General features: G+C 26.8%; 21 protein-coding genes. 17 read left to right on the top strand and 4 right to left on the bottom strand.

The features are described from left to right. The first annotated feature begins 179 nt into the window (after window positions 1–179). The gene (locus BUB01_RS14140) at window positions 180–1,205 is read left to right on the top strand and encodes a C40 family peptidase (RefSeq protein ID WP_072989108.1); all 1,026 of its coding nucleotides are present in this window, start codon (window positions 180–182) and stop codon (window positions 1,203–1,205) included. Window positions 1,206–1,754: 549 nt separating this feature from the next. After that, window positions 1,755–4,358 (top strand): glycosyltransferase, encoded by a 2,604-nt coding sequence (locus BUB01_RS14135; protein ID WP_072989104.1) that lies wholly within the window; start codon window positions 1,755–1,757, stop codon window positions 4,356–4,358. Window positions 4,359–4,689: 331 nt separating this feature from the next. Here the strand turns inward: BUB01_RS14135 and BUB01_RS14130 are convergent, their stop codons facing one another. Next, the gene (locus BUB01_RS14130) at window positions 4,690–4,914 is read right to left on the bottom strand and encodes a hypothetical protein (RefSeq protein WP_072989102.1); all 225 of its coding nucleotides are present in this window, start codon (window positions 4,912–4,914) and stop codon (window positions 4,690–4,692) included. Between the two features lie 6 nt (window positions 4,915–4,920). Beyond that, the gene (locus BUB01_RS23245) at window positions 4,921–5,073 is read right to left on the bottom strand and encodes a hypothetical protein (protein WP_159433253.1); all 153 of its coding nucleotides are present in this window, start codon (window positions 5,071–5,073) and stop codon (window positions 4,921–4,923) included. Between BUB01_RS23245 and BUB01_RS14125 the strand changes: the two genes are divergently transcribed. The 3 genes from BUB01_RS14125 to BUB01_RS14115 all read left to right on the top strand — a co-directional run bounded on the left by BUB01_RS14125 (window position 5,029) and on the right by BUB01_RS14115 (window position 9,060). Then, a complete protein-coding gene (locus BUB01_RS14125; RefSeq protein ID WP_072989099.1) occupies window positions 5,029–6,009 on the top strand; it encodes a sulfide/dihydroorotate dehydrogenase-like FAD/NAD-binding protein in 981 nt (326 codons plus the stop codon). The two genes, BUB01_RS23245 and BUB01_RS14125, sit on opposite strands and share 45 nt — an antisense overlap. After that, window positions 6,006–7,283 (top strand): FAD-dependent oxidoreductase, encoded by a 1,278-nt coding sequence (locus BUB01_RS14120; RefSeq protein WP_072989096.1) that lies wholly within the window; start codon window positions 6,006–6,008, stop codon window positions 7,281–7,283. The genes BUB01_RS14125 and BUB01_RS14120 overlap by 4 nt, the downstream gene beginning before the upstream one ends. A gap of 769 nt (window positions 7,284–8,052) precedes the next feature. Next, window positions 8,053–9,060 carry a C40 family peptidase gene (locus BUB01_RS14115; RefSeq protein ID WP_072989094.1) on the top strand — a complete coding sequence of 336 codons (1,008 nt, stop codon included), beginning with the start codon at window positions 8,053–8,055 and terminating at the stop codon, window positions 9,058–9,060. 238 nt (window positions 9,061–9,298) lie between these two features. Here the strand turns inward: BUB01_RS14115 and BUB01_RS14110 are convergent, their stop codons facing one another. After that, window positions 9,299–9,739 (bottom strand): helix-turn-helix domain-containing protein, encoded by a 441-nt coding sequence (locus tag BUB01_RS14110; protein WP_207649995.1) that lies wholly within the window; start codon window positions 9,737–9,739, stop codon window positions 9,299–9,301. On the opposite strand from BUB01_RS14110, the gene BUB01_RS22945 reads away from it, so the two are divergent. From BUB01_RS22945 to BUB01_RS14060, 10 genes are all read left to right on the top strand, one after another. Further along, window positions 9,731–9,973 (top strand): FAD-dependent oxidoreductase, encoded by a 243-nt coding sequence (locus tag BUB01_RS22945; protein WP_143152507.1) that lies wholly within the window; start codon window positions 9,731–9,733, stop codon window positions 9,971–9,973. The two genes, BUB01_RS14110 and BUB01_RS22945, sit on opposite strands and share 9 nt — an antisense overlap. Next, the gene (locus tag BUB01_RS14100) at window positions 9,939–10,379 is read left to right on the top strand and encodes a DUF6678 family protein (RefSeq protein WP_084108818.1); all 441 of its coding nucleotides are present in this window, start codon (window positions 9,939–9,941) and stop codon (window positions 10,377–10,379) included. The genes BUB01_RS22945 and BUB01_RS14100 overlap by 35 nt, the downstream gene beginning before the upstream one ends. Window positions 10,380–10,555: 176 nt before the next feature. After that, window positions 10,556–11,071, top strand: a complete 516-nt coding sequence (locus BUB01_RS14095; protein ID WP_072989087.1) for a GNAT family N-acetyltransferase — start codon at window positions 10,556–10,558, stop codon at window positions 11,069–11,071. 71 nt (window positions 11,072–11,142) lie between these two features. Beyond that, a complete protein-coding gene (locus tag BUB01_RS14090) occupies window positions 11,143–11,730 on the top strand; it encodes a DUF2625 family protein (RefSeq protein WP_072989084.1) in 588 nt (195 codons plus the stop codon). Between the two features lie 65 nt (window positions 11,731–11,795). Next, window positions 11,796–12,296, top strand: a complete 501-nt coding sequence (locus BUB01_RS14085) for a hypothetical protein (RefSeq protein ID WP_072989081.1) — start codon at window positions 11,796–11,798, stop codon at window positions 12,294–12,296. A 101-nt stretch (window positions 12,297–12,397) separates the two neighbouring features. After that, window positions 12,398–12,844 carry a hypothetical protein gene (locus tag BUB01_RS14080; RefSeq protein WP_207649994.1) on the top strand — a complete coding sequence of 149 codons (447 nt, stop codon included), beginning with the start codon at window positions 12,398–12,400 and terminating at the stop codon, window positions 12,842–12,844. 345 nt (window positions 12,845–13,189) lie between these two features. Next, complete coding sequence (locus BUB01_RS14075) at window positions 13,190–13,519, top strand: hypothetical protein (protein ID WP_072989076.1); 330 nt, start codon at window positions 13,190–13,192, stop codon at window positions 13,517–13,519. After that, a complete protein-coding gene (locus tag BUB01_RS14070) occupies window positions 13,500–13,799 on the top strand; it encodes a hypothetical protein (protein WP_072989073.1) in 300 nt (99 codons plus the stop codon). The genes BUB01_RS14075 and BUB01_RS14070 overlap by 20 nt, the downstream gene beginning before the upstream one ends. Before the next feature lie 110 nt (window positions 13,800–13,909). Further along, complete coding sequence (locus BUB01_RS14065) at window positions 13,910–14,320, top strand: DMP19 family protein (protein WP_072989070.1); 411 nt, start codon at window positions 13,910–13,912, stop codon at window positions 14,318–14,320. Window positions 14,321–14,399: 79 nt separating this feature from the next. Beyond that, the gene (locus BUB01_RS14060) at window positions 14,400–14,903 is read left to right on the top strand and encodes a hypothetical protein (protein WP_072989068.1); all 504 of its coding nucleotides are present in this window, start codon (window positions 14,400–14,402) and stop codon (window positions 14,901–14,903) included. Between the two features lie 165 nt (window positions 14,904–15,068). Here BUB01_RS14060 and BUB01_RS14055 read toward each other — a convergent pair whose 3' ends face one another. Then, window positions 15,069–16,664 carry a recombinase family protein gene (locus tag BUB01_RS14055; protein ID WP_072989065.1) on the bottom strand — a complete coding sequence of 532 codons (1,596 nt, stop codon included), beginning with the start codon at window positions 16,662–16,664 and terminating at the stop codon, window positions 15,069–15,071. Window positions 16,665–16,918: 254 nt separating this feature from the next. On the opposite strand from BUB01_RS14055, the gene BUB01_RS23240 reads away from it, so the two are divergent. Together BUB01_RS23240 and BUB01_RS14050 are read left to right on the top strand one after the other, a co-directional pair. Further along, window positions 16,919–17,086, top strand: a complete 168-nt coding sequence (locus tag BUB01_RS23240; RefSeq protein ID WP_159433252.1) for a hypothetical protein — start codon at window positions 16,919–16,921, stop codon at window positions 17,084–17,086. 349 nt (window positions 17,087–17,435) lie between these two features. Then, window positions 17,436–17,771 carry a hypothetical protein gene (locus tag BUB01_RS14050; RefSeq protein WP_072989060.1) on the top strand — a complete coding sequence of 112 codons (336 nt, stop codon included), beginning with the start codon at window positions 17,436–17,438 and terminating at the stop codon, window positions 17,769–17,771. Window positions 17,772–17,974 lie beyond the last annotated feature (203 nt).

Here is a 17,974-nt window from a genome sequence, read left to right as displayed (position 1 = left end):
ATTCTATAGATACAAGAATGAAGAGTAAAACTTTTATTTTATTATAAACTTAAAAATAAAAAATACAATTATTTGAATAATTGCGAAAAATGTAAAAAATTGCTTTTGAACACCTAATATGTTATTATATGTACTGTATTTTTGTATTTTAAGCTAATTTTTTAAATTAAGGGGGACATATGAAAAGAAAAAGAATAAATATAAAAATAATAGTATTTACTATAATGATGTTATGTACTATAGTTATGCCATGTTTTTCAAGACAAGCATTCGCAGTAGGTACAGCTTCCGATATAATTAATGAAGCAAAAAAACATTTAGGAAAACCATATGTTAAGGGAGGTAACGGCCCAAATGTATTTGATTGTTCAGGATTTACTAAGTATGTATTTGGACAAGTAGGATATAATTTATCAAGAACTACTTATACTCAAATAAATGAAGGACAAGCTATATCAAGATCAGAATTAAAACCTGGAGATTTAGTGTTTGAAAGAGGGACAGCTGCTGTACCTGAGCATGTAGGAATTTATATTGGAAATGGACAAATTATACATGCAGCTAATCCAGATGATGGTGTGAAGATAGGTTCAATATATGAATATGTTGCTGCTAGAAGAATAATTAAAGATACCCCAGTTGCACCACCAGCTCCAATTAACCCATATGAAAGTATTGATAAAGTAATTTTTGATGCTGATTTTTATGCACAAAGAAATCAAGACTTAAAATGGTTAGGAAATGATTACAATGCATTATATGAACATTGGCAAGAACATGGTAAAAAAGAAGGAAGAGCGCCATCAGCAGTATTTGATCCAAACTATTATGCAGTAAACAATAGTGATGTAAAAGCTACTTACGGAAATAACTGGCAAGCTGTGTATGAACATTTTGTTATAGATGGGTATAAGCAAAATAGAAAATCTTCTCCAGTATTTGATATGGAATTCTATAAAAATGCAAATCCAGATTTAAAAGGGTTAGGTTCAGATTTAGGTTTCTTAGAACATTTTATAAAACATGGAATGAATGAAGGAAGACAAGCTAGTAAGAATTTTGATCCTAAAGCATATGCTGAAAGATATTCAGATTTAAAAAATGAATATGGAACTAATTATAAGTTATACTTTAATCAGTATTTATTAAGTGGGTTAAACTTTGTGGAGGAATTAAAATGCATAAGTTATAAATTAAGTATTTGATTATTTTATTAAAAGTGTTCAGAGCTAATGGGTTCAATATTTTAAGATATAAAATATTACGGTCTTTCTTCTAAGGTGTTTAGTGATCATGGGATAATTGTTGAAATCTTTTTCTATTTTAATACATAACAACCTACTATCAAATAATTGTAAAATATGAATGTAAATGTTAATATGTATTTATATATTTGAATTATAATTGTCTTTTGAAATGTATATATGTTGTAAAATGCTCTTATATTTAATACCTATGTATGTAAAACAATGAACAAGCTGCTTGAGATTGTGTGAATGATTTTACAATATTCTTAAAGTAGATAAGCATATTGTAAAATCATTTAAACAAATATATTATTCATTAATTAATGGGAGGATAACTAAATTTAATGACAGCTGTGGTGAAAACCTCATTAATAAAATGTAGGATTTACGAGAAGTATTTTTTTATAATATAAAATGGCAAGTATAGATATAATCTAGTAAAGTATGTAAAGGATTATATGAATTTAATAAATTAAAAGCCTAAAATTTAAGGAGATGATGTATAAAATGACTCAGCGCAATATACCACTTGATCTGTTACATTCCTTGGAAAATAGACATGATGCTGGAGTATATGTATTTTTAGGAGCTGGTATTTCATATAATAGTGGGATTCCAACCTCAAAACAATTAATTGAAATAATTAGAGCTGATGAGACAAACTATTTGTATGATTTTGTTAATGAAAACCATAAAATAGATTTATGGAACTTAGCTGAAGTATGTCAACAAGAAACTTCTGATAAGTATTTCAGAGAGTTTATTACAAACAATTTGTCTACGGTTTACAATTCTGAAATTTCAACTGAATATATGATATTACAATTTCTTATAGGAAAAGGGTATATTAAAAAAGTTTATACTACAAATATAGATTGTATGCTTGAGTATGTACTAGATAAAAATTGTATAAAATATAATAAGTATTCCCATATTAAAGGCAATAATACCAAAATTTATTATGAGTCAAATATTAACGGAAACTGTGATATTATAAAGTTATGTGGGGATATACATTCACCATTTGATATGTGTTTTTCAAAAGCTGATATAAAAGAAGCAACAACCTCAAGTATTTTTCAAGCCTTTTTGAATGACTTTAAAGAGAATAAAACTTTTATTTTTATAGGATATAGCTTTTATAAAGATGCTATAGGAAAAAGTATAAGACAATGTATACAAGAAAGAAATCAATCTATATATGTTGTTAATATAGACGATGAAGAAAAAATCAATTTAGGAGATGAAGAAGACTATAGATATTTTCAAGAAAATGCTGAGAGTTTTTTTAAAAGGTTAGTGAAAAAATTACGCCCACATCTAAATATTGATCACATTACATTTAATGATGATGGATTTGGAGGAGTACAGACCTATTATGAGACATTAAAAAAAATTATGAGTAAATATTTAAATAATAAGGTTACTTATAATTCATATCCTATTTTTGATACTTTCAAAAATTTAGAATTAGAAAATGAAGAAGAGTTAAAAGGTATGCCTAGAATTAGAGTAGCAGCATCTATGAAACTTTATGATGTGGTTTCACAAAAAAGAAAAGGGGATGTTATTCATGCACATAACAGTATTTCTGCTTATCATGCACATAGCTTGGAATTCCCTGTTGTACTTACCTCTCATAGTCTTTTATCATCTGAAATGAAATATGATAGAGTTGAAGATTTATATAACAGTAAAAAAGAGATATTATATTGGGAAAATGAATACTATTCATCCCTTCCTTATATAATAGCCTTATCAGAAGCTCATCGTAAGGAGTTACCAAAAGAAATTCAACATTACACACGAATTTTAGATGCACCATTCTATCTTGAACCATTTCTAGACGCAAATATAGTTGATTGTTCACCAGAAGAAGCTCGTAAAAAAATAAGAAATAAAGTAATTGGCATAGAAAATAGTAAATTTGATACAAAAAAATTTACTGTTGCTTTTGTTGGTAGATGTACAATACGAAAAGGTATAGAAATAGTTCATAAGGTATTTGATGAATTATTTGCTAACTACCCCAATAAGGTACAGTTATTATATATTGGTCCTGAGTTAGTTCTTAATGAAGATAATATTGAGTATAAACCTTCAAAATCCTCTTCAAACGACTGTGAGAATGGAAAGGTTTCGCAATGTTATAAAGCATCATTTTTAAACTCCGTTTTCTATTATAAAAATGATATTAGTGATAACTTAGATAAACATTTAAAAGAAATGTGTATTGGATATAAAGCAGCAGATATAGTAATTGCACCTTCATTATATGAACCATTTGGGTATGTAGCACTAGAAGCATTAGCATCCAAGAGATTAATTATTGCAGGAAAAACAGGTGGCTTCAAAGAAATACTTGCCAATCAAAGGGGAGAGCTTGTAGATATTGAAATTACAAATAAATACAGTATCGAAAAAATAAGTCATAATATATATATAAAAATTAATGATTTAATAACAAGAGATAATTACAATAATATAAGATTAAAAGATAATGTAAATAAAACAATTAAGAACGGTTTTGATTATATCTGTAAGAGTTATAGTGAAGATAATCAAATGAAATTGGCTAAAGAAATGTATGAAATATACTTAAATTCTATTACCACCGGAACTTTATTGGCTTATATTGAAAATGAATCCTTAATGAAGGTAACAAATGACGAATTTAATAATTTTATTTATCAACTATTAAAAGAGCGTCTAGAAGATAATAATTCTTTTGAGAAAATTATTTATACTACTTCTCTTGCATATTTAGATATAGTCGATACATTAAATATTCTTAAGGGTAATAGTGTTGATAATATCTTAAAAAGAGAAACACTTACAGAAAACTATAATTTATTTTGGGAAATTGCAACATTCCTTAAACGGAATAAAGCAATGTGTAAAGCAATAAAAATTATGGAAACAAAAATACTAGCTGAAACCGTTACAGAATCAACTCGCTGCTTATTCAACATAATAAAAAATAAAACTAGACTTGTGGTTTATAAGGATGAAATAAATGATGTATTATTAAACAAAAAAAATAACATTTTTCATGAATTGATTTGTATATATATAAACAAAGAAGAATATAGAAAATCATTGCTCGAATAGTTTGAATTATAATTTTGAAGAATGTAGATAATTTTATGTAATTAAATGAAGGAATAATTGGAAATTCAAACATTTTTCCTTTTCATGTTTCAAAATACAGGATATAGAAAAATGTATAGATTCAAAATTTCTAGATTAGTTAATTAAAAGATTATTCTTATTAACGTTACAACAATAGAAACTGAATAATTATTTAAAACATCGTATTATTGTATCGAAATTTTACGGTGTTTTTTGTTCACAATTCAAAGAATATGATATAACCTTATTCTAAAACTATATAAGTTTATTATAACTCTACGCAAAAAATGGTGAAGTTTAAATTATTATATTATCTTAAAATTTCTTTTAAATTTTTATCTGAATTTTTAAGTAGTGTTGATGCTTTATCTATAAATTCAAAGTAATCATCAGAGAAATATTTACTTTCTATTTCAAATATTTTAGCAAGTTTAATTGATAACTCTCTAGAAGTATACACACCTCTTGTTTCATAATCTTTAATTATATATTTGCCTTGTTTTTCACTTAATCCAAGTTTTTTTGCTAATGTCATTTGTGATCATCCATTTTTTAACCTATAGTACTTAATCCAATCTCCAGTTGTTATAGGCTTAAATTCTTCAGTTAACTTATAATTTTCATACTCTTTAACATTTATAACAAGCATATTCCAATTTATCGCTCTTTTATAGCTAAATCTTGTCCTTGTCATCTAGCAGAAGCTAATGAATGTATACTTTGTTCACAATGCCAAGGTAAGAATTTTTGTGATTGTGTAAATTGGAAAGGTGTTTGTATATATCAAGAGCTTAAAAATAATGGAAATGTAGCAAAGCCTAGTAGAAAGACTTATGTTTGTGAAGTTGATGAAGTTATTAGTTATGATGACAATGTGATATATATAAAATTCATTGCACCACATAAACTAACATTAGATTTAGTACATCCAGGTAGTTATGTTTTTATAAGATCAGATGAAAATTTTTATTTTGATGTTCCTATCTCAATAATGGAAGCAGATGTTGATAATAATGCTATAAGCCTTTTAATAGAGATTAGAGGAATAAAGACTAAAAAGCTTTTGAATTTAAAAAAAGGTTTAGGTATTGTAATAAGAGGTCCTTATTGGAATGGAGTTTTTGGACTTAAGAATATTAATTCAATGAGGAATCAAAGTTGTTTAGTACTTGCGAGGGGAATTGGTGTTGCACCAATGTTACCTGTTATAAGAAGGCTTAAGAATGAGAATAACAAAGTTGATGTAATTTTAGATAGAGAGCCATATACTGATATACCAGCAAAATTTTTAATTGATAAGTACACTCCAGTTTATGAGGAAATGAGTTTACTTAATAAAGGAAAGCTTACAGATGAGATAAAAGAGCTAATTTTAAGAAAAATAAAAGATGAAAATCTACAATTAATTCATTCAGCAGGTGCTGATATTTTAACTTATAAGCTTTTAGATTTTTTGGATTCAACAGGGAATAAACATGTTAAGGTATCTTGCTGTAATAATGCAAAAATGTGTTGTGGAGAAGGGGTTTGTGGAAGCTGTACTGCTAGATTTGCAGGACATAAGGTTAAAAGATTATGCAAAGTCCAAGCAGATCCCAGAAATATCTTTGAAGGGAGAAGATTTATATGAAGGTATTAGTTATAGGTGGAGGTTGGTCTGGTGTTGCAGCTGCCATAGCAGCAAAAAAAGTTGGTGCTGATGTAGAAATTTTTGAAAAAACAGATTTGCTTCTAGGTCTTGGAAATGTTGGTGGCATAATGAGGAATAATGGTCGTTTTACTGCAGCTGAGGAAATGATAGCCATGGGAGCTCCTGAGCTTTTTAATATATGTGATAATTTAAGTCGTCATAAAAATATAAGTTTTCCAGGGCATGAACATGCATCTCTTTATGATGTTAATAAGATTGAAGGTGAAGTTTCTAGAAAACTAAAAGAGCTAAAGATTAAGACTCACATGGTTACTAGAATCACAGACATAGAGATTAATGACAAGAAGATTTTAGGCATTTATGATAATGAGGGTACCTATTATGAAGGAGATACATTCGTTGAAACAACTGGATCTACTGGACCTATGGGAAATTGCTTAAGGTATGGTAATGGATGTTCTATGTGCATACTTAGATGTCCATCTTTTGGTCCAAGAATATCTATAAGTGAAAGGGCTGGAGTGGCAGACATCCAAGGTGAAAGAAATGGTGATGAACTAGGTGCATTTAGTGGTTCTTGTAAATTAGCCAAGGAAAGTCTTTCCTATGAAATAGTTAAAGAATTAGATGAAAAAGGTGTTGTAATTTTAAAATTGCCGAAGGAAGATGTAAACTATGATAAGCTAGCAACTAAGGTGTGTCAACAATATGCTTTAAATGAATTTGCAGAAAATTTAATACTTTTAGATACTGGGCATGCAAAATTAATGACAACTTATTATCCTTTAGAAAAACTTAGAAAGATTAAAGGGTTAGAGAATGCTAAGTATGTAGATCCTTATGCTGGTGGAAAAGGAAATTCTATAAGATACCTATCAGTAGCTCCAAGGACTGATGACATGAAAGTAGAGGAAGTTAAAAATCTCTTTTGCGCTGGAGAAAAAGCAGGGCTTTTTGTAGGTCATACAGAAGCTATCTGTACAGGTACTTTAGCTGGTTATAATGCTGTAAGACAAGGGCTTGGAATGCCATCTTTAATACTTCCAAGATCCATAGCTGTTGGAGATATTATCGGGTATGCTAATGAAAAAGTTGGATCAAGAGAAGGTAGGAAAACTAGGTATACTTTTGCAGGTTCTGAGTATTTCAAGAGAATGAAAGAGAAGAATTTGTATACTGTGGATATAGAAGAAATAAATAAAAGAATAAATCAGTTGAATCTTGATAATATATTTAATATTGCATTAATATAAAAATAATAATTGGTTTATATAAAAGTAAAATAAAAAATAATTAAGTTATAAAGTTTGTTATTTATTATGATATAAATAGCAAACTTTATATATTTTATGTTAAATCAATTTATTATATAAAATATCAGAAGTCTTTTTTTAGTTCCATTGGTATCTGTAATTATTATGATAATCCATATATGTATCTATTCATTTAACTAACTTTTAAAAAGTCTAATAATTATTTAAATTAGTTTAATCTTTGAATTGTCTAAAGAATGATTTGTGAGGTGAAGTCTCTCAACAATTATCATGTCTAAACATAGAGATTGTAATATTTATAATTATTAAGCTTGTTACGAAACAGATATTAGTAGTATAATGTACTCATTGCTCTTAATGAATAACAGCACCGTTATTAACCTTATTCGATCTCAAAATTATTGAAATACCCATCAATTCATACAAGTATTTAAATTGCCAGACTTTGAATATAAATTCAATTCATTAAATTTAATTTATTATTCTGGTGGGTATGCTAGTTTCATTTCTAGGTTACCAAAACCAATTAAACAATAATAGGAACAAAATAGAAGTTTTACTCTTTATTCTATAGATACAAGAATGAAGTGTAAAACTTTTATGTTTATTATAACCTTGAAAATAAAAAATACAATTATTTGAATAATTGCGAAAAATGTAAAAATATTGCATTTAAACACTTAATATGTTATTATATGTATTGTATTTTTTTATATTTTGGACTAATTTTTTGAATTAAGGGGGACATATGAAAAGAAAAAGAATAAATATAAAAATAATAATATTTACTATAATGATGTTATCCACTATAATTATGCCTTGTTTTTCAAGACAAGCATTTGCAGCTACGACTACTTCTGATATAATTGCTGAGGCAAAAAAACATTTAGGAAAACCTTATCGCTGGGGAGGAAAAGGACCAAATTCATTTGATTGTTCAGGATTTGTTTCATATGTATTTAAACAGTTTGATATTAATCTTCCTTCTTATATTGGATATGAAGGTGATTCAATACATAATTATGGACAAGTTGTTTCAAATATATCAGATTTAAAACCTGGTGATATTGTAATAGAAGAAAATTATGGACATGTTGGAATATATGTTGGGAATGGTAATATCATTCATGCTGCGAATCCAAAAGACGGTGTAAAAATAGGACCTATATACAATTATGTAACAGCTAGAAGAATAATTAAAGATACACCAGTTACGCCACCAGTTCCAGTTAATCCATATGAAGAAATTGATAGAATAATTTTTGATGCAAATTTCTATGCAGATGCTAATACAGATGTAAGAGATATTTATGGATATGATTATGATAAATTATATCAACATTGGCAAGAACACGGTAAGAAAGAAGGAAGAAGTCCGTCAGCTATATTTGATCCAGGTTATTATTTAGCAAATAATAGTGATGTTAAAGATGCTGTTGGAAATACTTATGAAGGTGCATATATACATTTTGAAAAATATGGATATAAGGAAGATAGAGTATTATCTCCAGTATTTAATATGATTTATTATAAGCAGGCAAATTCTGATGTAAAAGCATTAGGTTCAAATTTAGGTATATTAACTCATTTTATGAAATATGGAATGAATGAAGGTAGAGTAGCTTCTGAAGAATTCAATCCTGGAATTTATGCACAGAGAAATTCAGATATAAAAGATGCGTTTGGGAAAAATTACAAAAAATATTATGATCATTATATAATTCATGGTAGAAGAGAAGGCAGAGTGTGCCATTAATAAAATTATATAATAAAGCTAAAAATTGATTTATAATAAGAATATAATTAGTTCGATATAAAATATATAATACATAAAAAATATAAAGATATGGTATATAGTTATTTTAATTAAATCTTAAAATAAACTATATACCATTTATTATAAATGAGGTATAAATTTTGGGTTTGTTTTGTCTTATTATAATAAATACGCCCTACATTGAAATAAAGTAAATTAAATTAAAAGAACAATTGGACTAAAAAAACTTAAGTTTTTTTATTTTGTTTTCTAGTTTATTAAATAATTGTTTAGTCACTAATGTAGTTTTTTCTAATCGTCTATAAGTATTTTCTCCAATATTAAAATACTTTGCAGCATCTTTTACATTTATAGTATTGTCTTTTCTCCATTTTTTAATAATATCGTTTGAATTAGAAACAAGATATTTAGTATAATTATCTAGAATCAATTCATTTCCTAAAATACCTAATAACTTAATAAATGCATTAGGAGAGGGGAATGCTTTATCATGTTCCATATTTAATATTCCTGATGTAGTAAATCCTATTTTAATAGCCAACTTATTAGCTGTAAGAGTATTAATCTTTCGTAACTTTCTCAACCTTTGCCCAAATGTATCATATTCTGATAATGTGTATTGTTCTATAGTATTTATAGTAAATGTTAAATTATTCAATTTTGTTGCAATACTGTAAGGCGTGTACATGCATCTCTTTATGATGTTAATAAAATTGAAGGTGAAGTTTCTAGAAAACTAAAAGAGCTAAAGATTAAGACTCACATGGTTACTAGAATCACAGATATAGAGATTAATGACAAGAAAATTTTAGGCATTTATGATAATGAGGGTACCTATTATGAAGGAGATACATTCGTTGAAACAACTGGATCTACTGGACACTACAAGTGATGAAGTCATTAAACAAATGGAAAAACAAAAACGTAAAGTTAAAGAGTATGTTGAGAATAATGGATATTTTTCCATAATGAATAATACAAAGTGGAAAGAACTTATAAATGATATACATGATTTGAAATTTCCACCAGCATATTTTGTAAAGGATATTTTATCAAATAGTAATCCTCAAATGACATCAAAACCTACATATTGGGGTGATTGGGCTTTAGAGTTATTGTATCCATGTTTTTGGATTGAATGGATGGAAATAGCACCTTACTATTACAAACATAGAGGTAAGTTAATTGAGGACGAGTTAATAGATGAAACAAAAGAAGTTTTAGAAATTTTAGAAAGAAACAACATACCTTATGAATTAAATGGTAAAAATATAATAATTTATGGATACAAAAGATGAGAATAATCTTTACTTCGTATTAATATCTCAATATTCTTATAGGTTGTAAATATCGTGAAAATACAATATGCACGACCTTGCAAATTAGAAGTTCAAAATAAGGATAATTTATATGATATTTAGAGAAATAGTAATTTGTATTGCAGATTTTAACCTAATTTATAGGAGGTAATAGCATGGTATTAGAAACTCAGCGGTTAGTTTTAAGAGAAATGACACAAGCAGATTTTCCGACTCTTTGTAAGATTTTACAGGATGATGATGTAATGTATGCTTATGATGGTGCATTTAGCTTTGATGAGGTTCAAGGATGGCTTGACAGACAAATTGAACGTTATAAAGAATTTGGCTTTGGTCTATGGGCAGTTGTTTTGAAAGAAACAGGTATAATGATAGGACAATGCGGGTTGTCAATGCAAGATTGCAACAACGATAAAGTATTGGAAGTCGGATATCTTTTTCAAAAAGAACACTGGCATCACGGATATGCAAGTGAGGCCGCAATTGCCTGTAAGGAATACGCCTTTGATAAGCTAGATGCTAAAGAAGTATATTCTATTATTCGAGATACAAATATACCGTCACAAAACGTAGCAATACGAAATGGAATGACTTGTGTAGATAAGTTTATCAAGCATTACCGTGGCATTGATATGCCTCATCTTCTATTCTCTGTTAAGAAGATATTATGAACATAATACGGAATTGGACAGATTTCAATTTAGTGTTGAGTAAAATAAATAGTAATTTGTAGGAGAGATAAATGAATAGGTATGAAAAGATTTTAGAGAGTATTGAAAATTCTAAAAAAGAGATAAAATTTCTTCCTATTGATATTAAAATATTGAATTGTATTAAGAAAGTATATCAAATAAATGAAGAAAGTTTATTTGGAACTATTCTTTTTAAAACTGGTGGAATTATAGTTGAAAACTGGATTAGATTTTACGGATCTGGAGAATTGAACTTTTATGAAAGAAATGATTTATTTCCATATTCCAATATTATTTTTGCAGAAGATGTTTTAGGTGGTCTATTTGCAATTCTTAATGATGGAAACATTAGTTATTTTTCACCTGACTGCTTGGAATGGGAGTCTATGGATATTTCTTTTTCAGAGTTTCTTTATTGGGCATTTCATGGAGATACTGATACATATTACAAGGATTATAGATGGAACACATGGAAAGATGATATGAAAAGAATAAGTAATGATAATGGAATAAGTTTTTATCCATTCTTATGGGTGGAAGCTGATTCATTAGAAAGTAGACATCGTAGAGAAATTCCTATGAGTGAGATAATTAAATTGGAATTTGATTTTTTAATACAGGTAAACAATAAAAAATAAATTTTCAAATTCTAAGTTATTAAAAGATTTTATTATTGCAAAATGAATATTAGGAGTAATTAATTATGGACAGAAAAGAATTGATTGAACATAAAAGGAAACAATTATATTTCAAAAATTTAATGAACTCCATGAATGCAATAACTATTATAGAAATATATGAAATTGGTGATGAGAGAGATTATTATAAAAATATTATTTCTTTATACTATGAATTATGGCGACAAAGTAATATTGAGCCGTACAGTAAATTGACATGCACGACTGATGATAATCAATTTTGTAAATGGATTATAGATAAAGCAGAATTAACAAGTAAAAAAGAATATATCTTTATTAATGGTGGATATTATGAAGGTTATGCTAAAATTACTATTAGTAACTTATCTGAAGCAGTACTTCAATTATTGTATCATGATTTGAAACTTAATGATTTACATGGTTCTTGCAAATGTGGTTTTGGTGAAGGATTTTGCTTAATTGACTTAGTAGATAAAAAAGTGATTGATGTTGCTTTAGTTAGCGATGATGAATATAATTATCAACTTTGGCAATGGTATTATTGATTCTTGTTTTGGAGTTGCAAATTCCAATTTGTGTCATTAAACAAAACTAGCATAATATATAATAAAACAAATTTTAAAAAAGAAAAATAAACAAGTAACATATGGTCAAATATATAAAAGTGTTTTGGAAGGAATATACACAAGTGGAGAATTCAAAATATAAAATTAAGATGAATCGATATCCTGAAGATATTATTTTAGAAATATGGGAGGCAGCAGATAAAACACAAGAAACAGTATTAATTGATTGCAATGAATTAGATTTTTCTATTGAAATAGATGGACATGAAAATGTAAGTAATGATGTAGTGGCAAGCTTTTTACTACATATAAAAGAAATTGATAATATGGTACAAGAATTTTGCAATAATTCTTTTCAAAAGGGGAAATTTGATATTAGAAACTATATAGTTTCTCTTGAATGGATTACTTTTGAGTCAGATAAAGTAGTAATGGGGTATTGGGGTGAATTTGTAAATATAGAATTAAGGGCGATATTTTCAATTAAAAATGGTATGTGGGAAAAGATAGATATATATTATCAATAATATTTATTATAAGTATATTATAAATATTAATAATATACTTAAGTATCAAATCCTAAGATTAAAAGACTAAATTTTTTTAATAGTACTAAAGGGTGATATTATGAGGTCAGTATATGCTTTTTTTAAAAATGCGCAAAAAGAAGAGATTATAGAATTTTTAGATTTAAATTGTGAAAGTTGTTGTGAAGATATTCAATGAAGTTAAAATAAAAAATCACATATTTTTTGATTATTTAGGTTACTATTATGGAAGTCATAAATAAAATATGAAACTTAATTAAAAAGCTACACTATTTGTTTATTTTAAAGCATTTAAGTAGGTTAAATTATATAGAGGTGAGCAAAGTGGGTAATTGTAAATTAATAGAAGTTGATGCGATAATTCAAAATCCATATTATGATGCTCCAAGTTGGATTGATGATAGCATAGAGAGAAAGGAATTTGTTATTTTAGATAGAGAGTCTTCTGAAGAGGATGTGGAATTATTTTTGATTGAATTATTAGGATATAATAATATTAATATTGAACAAGATAAAGAATTAGTCATAAGAGAACTGCTATCTGAAGATGAAATAGCTATTGCTGGAGGAATTTTATTTATTGGAGAAGATAAAAAGATATTCCCAAGTTGTTGTTGCGGGTTGGAAGGAAGTATTGGATGCCACTATTATTAAAGAATTACCTTGGTTAGGTCATGACCCGTATCCTAGCTTTGAGTATATTGGAAATAACATTCGTATATGGGAAGATGATTTTAATAAAAAGCAAAGAAGTGAAATTTGCTTTATAGAATGTGATAGGAATATTTTAATTGAGAAACTGAATTTAATTAGAAATGATTTACTTGAATTTTTAAAAGGGCCACTATATAAATATTTTATTATACATGATAGTGCCCATGCAGATCAGGTAGTACAGCAATTTAAAAAATGGTTCTCCCTAGATATTATATAAAATAATTAAATAAAAAACTAGACTTTAATAAAGATTATCTATTGTTTTTAGAATCTTTAGCAAGAATATACTATCCCAAAAAAACAGTAATTTGTATTGGAGATGTTCTAATGAATTTTATAGATAAAGCCTTAAAACGAATAAATGAAATGAGTGCTGATGATTTTTTACAATCAATGGCAGATATATATAATGAGCCAATAAATAGAAATGAAATTAAAAAGTATCCACAATTTGTACAAGATGTGATTTTTATTATTGATTATGATACAGAATTACAAATGGAAGGATTGGTAGGTTTCTTCAATAATTCAACTAAAGAGTACGTAAATGAAACTATTATTGCATTAAAAAATTGTGGCGCAATAGAAGAGGCCGAAATATTAAAAAAATGTAAATATTTTGATATAGAAGATTATGATAGATATCTTGATTTAGAAAATGATACCTATATTAATAATGATTTTGAAGGATTTTGGAAACTGGTAGATGATTATATTGAAAGAGAAAAGAAAGTTTAAAATTCTAATTTATCTAATTAGCCATAAAATACAATAACTTAAAGAAATATTATATTTAAACTATAAAACTGGAGGGATTATGAGACGCAGTGTAGATATATCCAATGAAGATATAAAAGAACATTTATTATCTCATATTAAAGGATTACCAAATGTTGATTTTAAATTTGAAATTGATTGCGAAGATAAGGAGATAAAATATTTAAAGCTAGATGGCGATAAAGAGGATTTTTTTATTTGCTTTTATCCTTGGCAAATATCTATTTTCTGTTTAAATGAACATTTCATGTTTATTGATGATTCTTTTAGAGAGCATAATATAACATCAAGTGATACCTTTGGTGAAATTGTTTATGAAGGCAAGTTTAAAGATAAAAATTCATTAGAGATATTAGAAATTATATTTAATGTGATAAGAATAGTATATGGAGCAAATAGTATAAATCATGAGAAAATAAATACTGATATAAAAACAATAAGTGGATATGATACAAAATATAATTATACTATAAGGATAATAAATCCTTTATATAACAATTCAATAGTATATAAACTTGAGAATATAACATTTTACGTGAACTAAGTATTAATAAATAACAAAACTATATATTCTTAGTTTGGATTTTATAAAGTATTAAGACTAAAGTAGTTATAAAAAATACGAAAAGCCCATATCTTGAACTACTAAATAAAACAAGCTATAGGCTTTTCACCTGGATATATTTTTTAAATTTAGTAGTTATACAATTTAACTTCCCCATAAATTTATTTCAACAGTTCCAGTGGGGGAGTCCCAGGTGATTTTATCAATTAGAGAGGATATTATAAATTTTTTCACTTCAAAATCTTCAAAGCATATATTAGAGTAAAAATTTCTAATAGTATTAATAACATAATCTATATTTTCGTAATAAGAAGATACATTTGTTTGTTTTTCTAAAGCTTGTGAAAGTTTAAGTTTCAATTCTTTAATAGATTTCTCACGTTTTTCAACTTCAGCAACTACATACTTAGTAATAGTTGAAGTTTCATCTTCTGCAAGTTGTTTTATTAAAGTTTCTATTGCAACTTCATTGTCTTTTATAGATTTTTTAATATTTTCAACTTCAATGTTTTCAGTATTAATATGATTTTGGAGTTTAAATTTTTCTAACTCTTTAATTAATAGTCCATTATCTACAGTAATCTCTTTTAACTTATCTAATACCACCTTTTCGATATCTATAGTTCTCAAATTACCGTTATTACATCTAGTTCTTTTAGAATAAATTTTCATAGAGCAAACATAGTATAAACGTTTATTACCATTAGCATCTAAATCCCCATGAATAACAGTCATAGGGGATCCACAGTGTCCGCATTTTAGAATTCCAGTAAGAAGAGCATTGTGAGTTTTACCTAGTCTTGGAGCTTTAGATTTGTTTTCTTTTAGTGTTTTCTGTATATTAAGCCATTCAGTGGCAGGGATTATCCCTTCATGTCTTGCAATTGCTGCTATCCATTCTTCAGTAGATCTATATGATTTTTTTCCTTTCTTTTTATTATAGGTCAAAATTCCATTCTTACTGTTAGGAGTCCCAACACAGGAAATTCCTTTAGATTCTAGATAGCTAAATATAGTTTTTGTAGCTCTTACATATGTAGGGCTAGTTAATAAGTCTGAAATGGCTCTTACATTCCAATTTGCACCTTGTTTTGTTTTAAAGTTATTTTCTAGGAGATATTGATTTACTTTACGAAGGGATTTTAATTCAGAATATTTATTAAAGATGAGTTTTACTAAGTTTAGTTCATCTTCAATTGGGATTAGCTGATACATGGTTCTTTCTTTAAATTCATTATCAAAAAAAGTAACTTTTTCACTACCAAAACCTAATGGTGTTTGACCTCCAAGCCATCTTCCGCTTTTAGCAAGTTCTAGCATATTATCTCTAACTCTTTCTGCTATAGTTTCTCTTTCAAGCTGAGCAAAGACACTAGATATATATACCATAGCTTTTCCCATAGGAGTAGAAGTGTCAAACTGTTCTTTTATAGACACAAAGCTAATATTATATTCTTCTAATAATTCTAGGGTAGATGAAAAATCAGATACGTTACGACTAATTCTATCAAGACGATAACAGATAAGGCAATTAAACTTTTTTTCTTTAATGTCTTTTAGAAGCTTTTGAAATTTAGGTCTATTTATATTACCTCCTGAAAAGCCTTCGTCTTCATAGATAAGAAATTCAGATATGTTTAAATTCTTTTCTGCATATTCCTTACACATTTGAACTTGATTTTCTACAGAATCTCCTTTACCTGTAAAAATAGATTTTCTTGAGTAAATAGCGGCTATCATTAATACACCTCAGTAGGATTGCTAATTAAGTATCTTATAGTAAAATGTATTTCTATAAGGATAGGATTATTCGAGTAAATAGAAGGATTATATTTAGATAGGTATTTTTTATACATAAGACCTCTTCTTATGTATCATCCTAATTTAGTTTATGGAGGCTTTAAGTTTTTACACCAAAAAATTTATTACAATATGCAGTAAGCAAAAAGAAACAGCATATAATATAAAGATAGCATTTAATTATCAGGAAGCTTATGGGGAATATAGAAGGAAAAATTAAAAACATAAAATGTATTTATCCAAAGGAAGAAAATAGGGAAGCTTTTAATGAGTTAGTAGCTAAAGTTATTATTGATGTAGCATTAAAAAAACTTCCACAAGAATATTTAGAGATGCTTATACTAAAGTTAAAAGAAATGTAATAAAGGTATTTCAATGGATTTTGTTTTGTATTGTAAGAATATAATCTAAATATACTACTTATAAACTTAAAAATAATTATTAAAAATATACTTTTAAAAATATATTTTATTCCCTTTTGTAAAAATAATCCTCATAAACAAATTTTAGTTATAAATATGGTATAATATGAGTTATGAAGAAAACAATTTTACTATTTTCTAATTTTAATTTTAGGTGTTAATGGGAGGATTATATGTTATATTTATGCTCAACATATCTTTTGGTAAAAGATATTTACATTGTTTGTATTGTTTACATATTTTATCTATTGCAAGCAAATATCTATAATAGAAAGTTGGGGTAATAAAAATGAAGAATGAAATAAACATAGAGTTTTTTAAAAATAATATTTATAGCGGAATGAATTTTAAAAAAATAAGAGGTGTTAGTAGCATAATAAGTGTAACAGATGACGGGTTTACTTATAGAATAGGTAAGAAAGGTAATTATAAGAAAGTACTATATACCGAGGTTGAATATGCTATAAGAGAATGTGAGTTAAATGGATCAATAAATAGAAGCTGGTATAATAAAAAATTTTCTAAAAGAGCAGCAAGTAATCCGTGTAATTTCACAAGCATAGGAGGAGTTCTTCAAGAGCTGGGATACGTTTTATACAATAAAAACAAATATATAAAATTATAAATTGAATTTTTAAAAAGAGAGATTAAATAAATGCTTGTATTAAAATTGACCAAATGTGTCTAATCAAATTAAGTTTAGATTAAATAGAATAAATTTAATGGCATATATTCTATGATATATCAATTTCTAAGGGTATGCAGTTAAATTGTTACTATATTTAAGTATAAGTTTCAATACTTATAATAGAAAGTTAAAGTTTAAGA

Source organism: Clostridium cavendishii DSM 21758 (assembly GCF_900141845.1).
Classification (GTDB): Bacteria; Bacillota; Clostridia; order Clostridiales; family Clostridiaceae; genus Clostridium_AG; species Clostridium_AG cavendishii.
Note: the sequence above shows the minus strand (reverse complement) of the source record. Positions and strands in the feature narration are given on the sequence as shown.

What these genes read in the sequence shown, in the direction of transcription:
- BUB01_RS14140 (WP_072989108.1), top strand. Translation starts at nt 180, where the DNA reads ATGAAAAGAAAAAGAATAAATATAAAAATAATAGTATTTACTATAATG.
- BUB01_RS14135 (WP_072989104.1), top strand. Translation starts at nt 1,755, where the DNA reads ATGACTCAGCGCAATATACCACTTGATCTGTTACATTCCTTGGAAAAT.
- BUB01_RS14130 (WP_072989102.1), bottom strand. Translation starts at nt 4,914, where the DNA reads ATGACATTAGCAAAAAAACTTGGATTAAGTGAAAAACAAGGCAAATAT.
- BUB01_RS23245 (WP_159433253.1), bottom strand. Translation starts at nt 5,073, where the DNA reads ATGACAAGGACAAGATTTAGCTATAAAAGAGCGATAAATTGGAATATG.
- BUB01_RS14120 (WP_072989096.1), top strand. Translation starts at nt 6,006, where the DNA reads ATGAAGGTATTAGTTATAGGTGGAGGTTGGTCTGGTGTTGCAGCTGCC.
- BUB01_RS14115 (WP_072989094.1), top strand. Translation starts at nt 8,053, where the DNA reads ATGAAAAGAAAAAGAATAAATATAAAAATAATAATATTTACTATAATG.
- BUB01_RS14095 (WP_072989087.1), top strand. Translation starts at nt 10,556, where the DNA reads ATGGTATTAGAAACTCAGCGGTTAGTTTTAAGAGAAATGACACAAGCA.
- BUB01_RS14090 (WP_072989084.1), top strand. Translation starts at nt 11,143, where the DNA reads ATGAATAGGTATGAAAAGATTTTAGAGAGTATTGAAAATTCTAAAAAA.
- BUB01_RS14085 (WP_072989081.1), top strand. Translation starts at nt 11,796, where the DNA reads ATGGACAGAAAAGAATTGATTGAACATAAAAGGAAACAATTATATTTC.
- BUB01_RS14080 (WP_207649994.1), top strand. Translation starts at nt 12,398, where the DNA reads ATGGTCAAATATATAAAAGTGTTTTGGAAGGAATATACACAAGTGGAG.
- BUB01_RS14065 (WP_072989070.1), top strand. Translation starts at nt 13,910, where the DNA reads ATGAATTTTATAGATAAAGCCTTAAAACGAATAAATGAAATGAGTGCT.
- BUB01_RS14060 (WP_072989068.1), top strand. Translation starts at nt 14,400, where the DNA reads ATGAGACGCAGTGTAGATATATCCAATGAAGATATAAAAGAACATTTA.
- BUB01_RS14055 (WP_072989065.1), bottom strand. Translation starts at nt 16,664, where the DNA reads ATGATAGCCGCTATTTACTCAAGAAAATCTATTTTTACAGGTAAAGGA.
- BUB01_RS23240 (WP_159433252.1), top strand. Translation starts at nt 16,919, where the DNA reads ATGGGGAATATAGAAGGAAAAATTAAAAACATAAAATGTATTTATCCA.
- BUB01_RS14050 (WP_072989060.1), top strand. Translation starts at nt 17,436, where the DNA reads ATGAAGAATGAAATAAACATAGAGTTTTTTAAAAATAATATTTATAGC.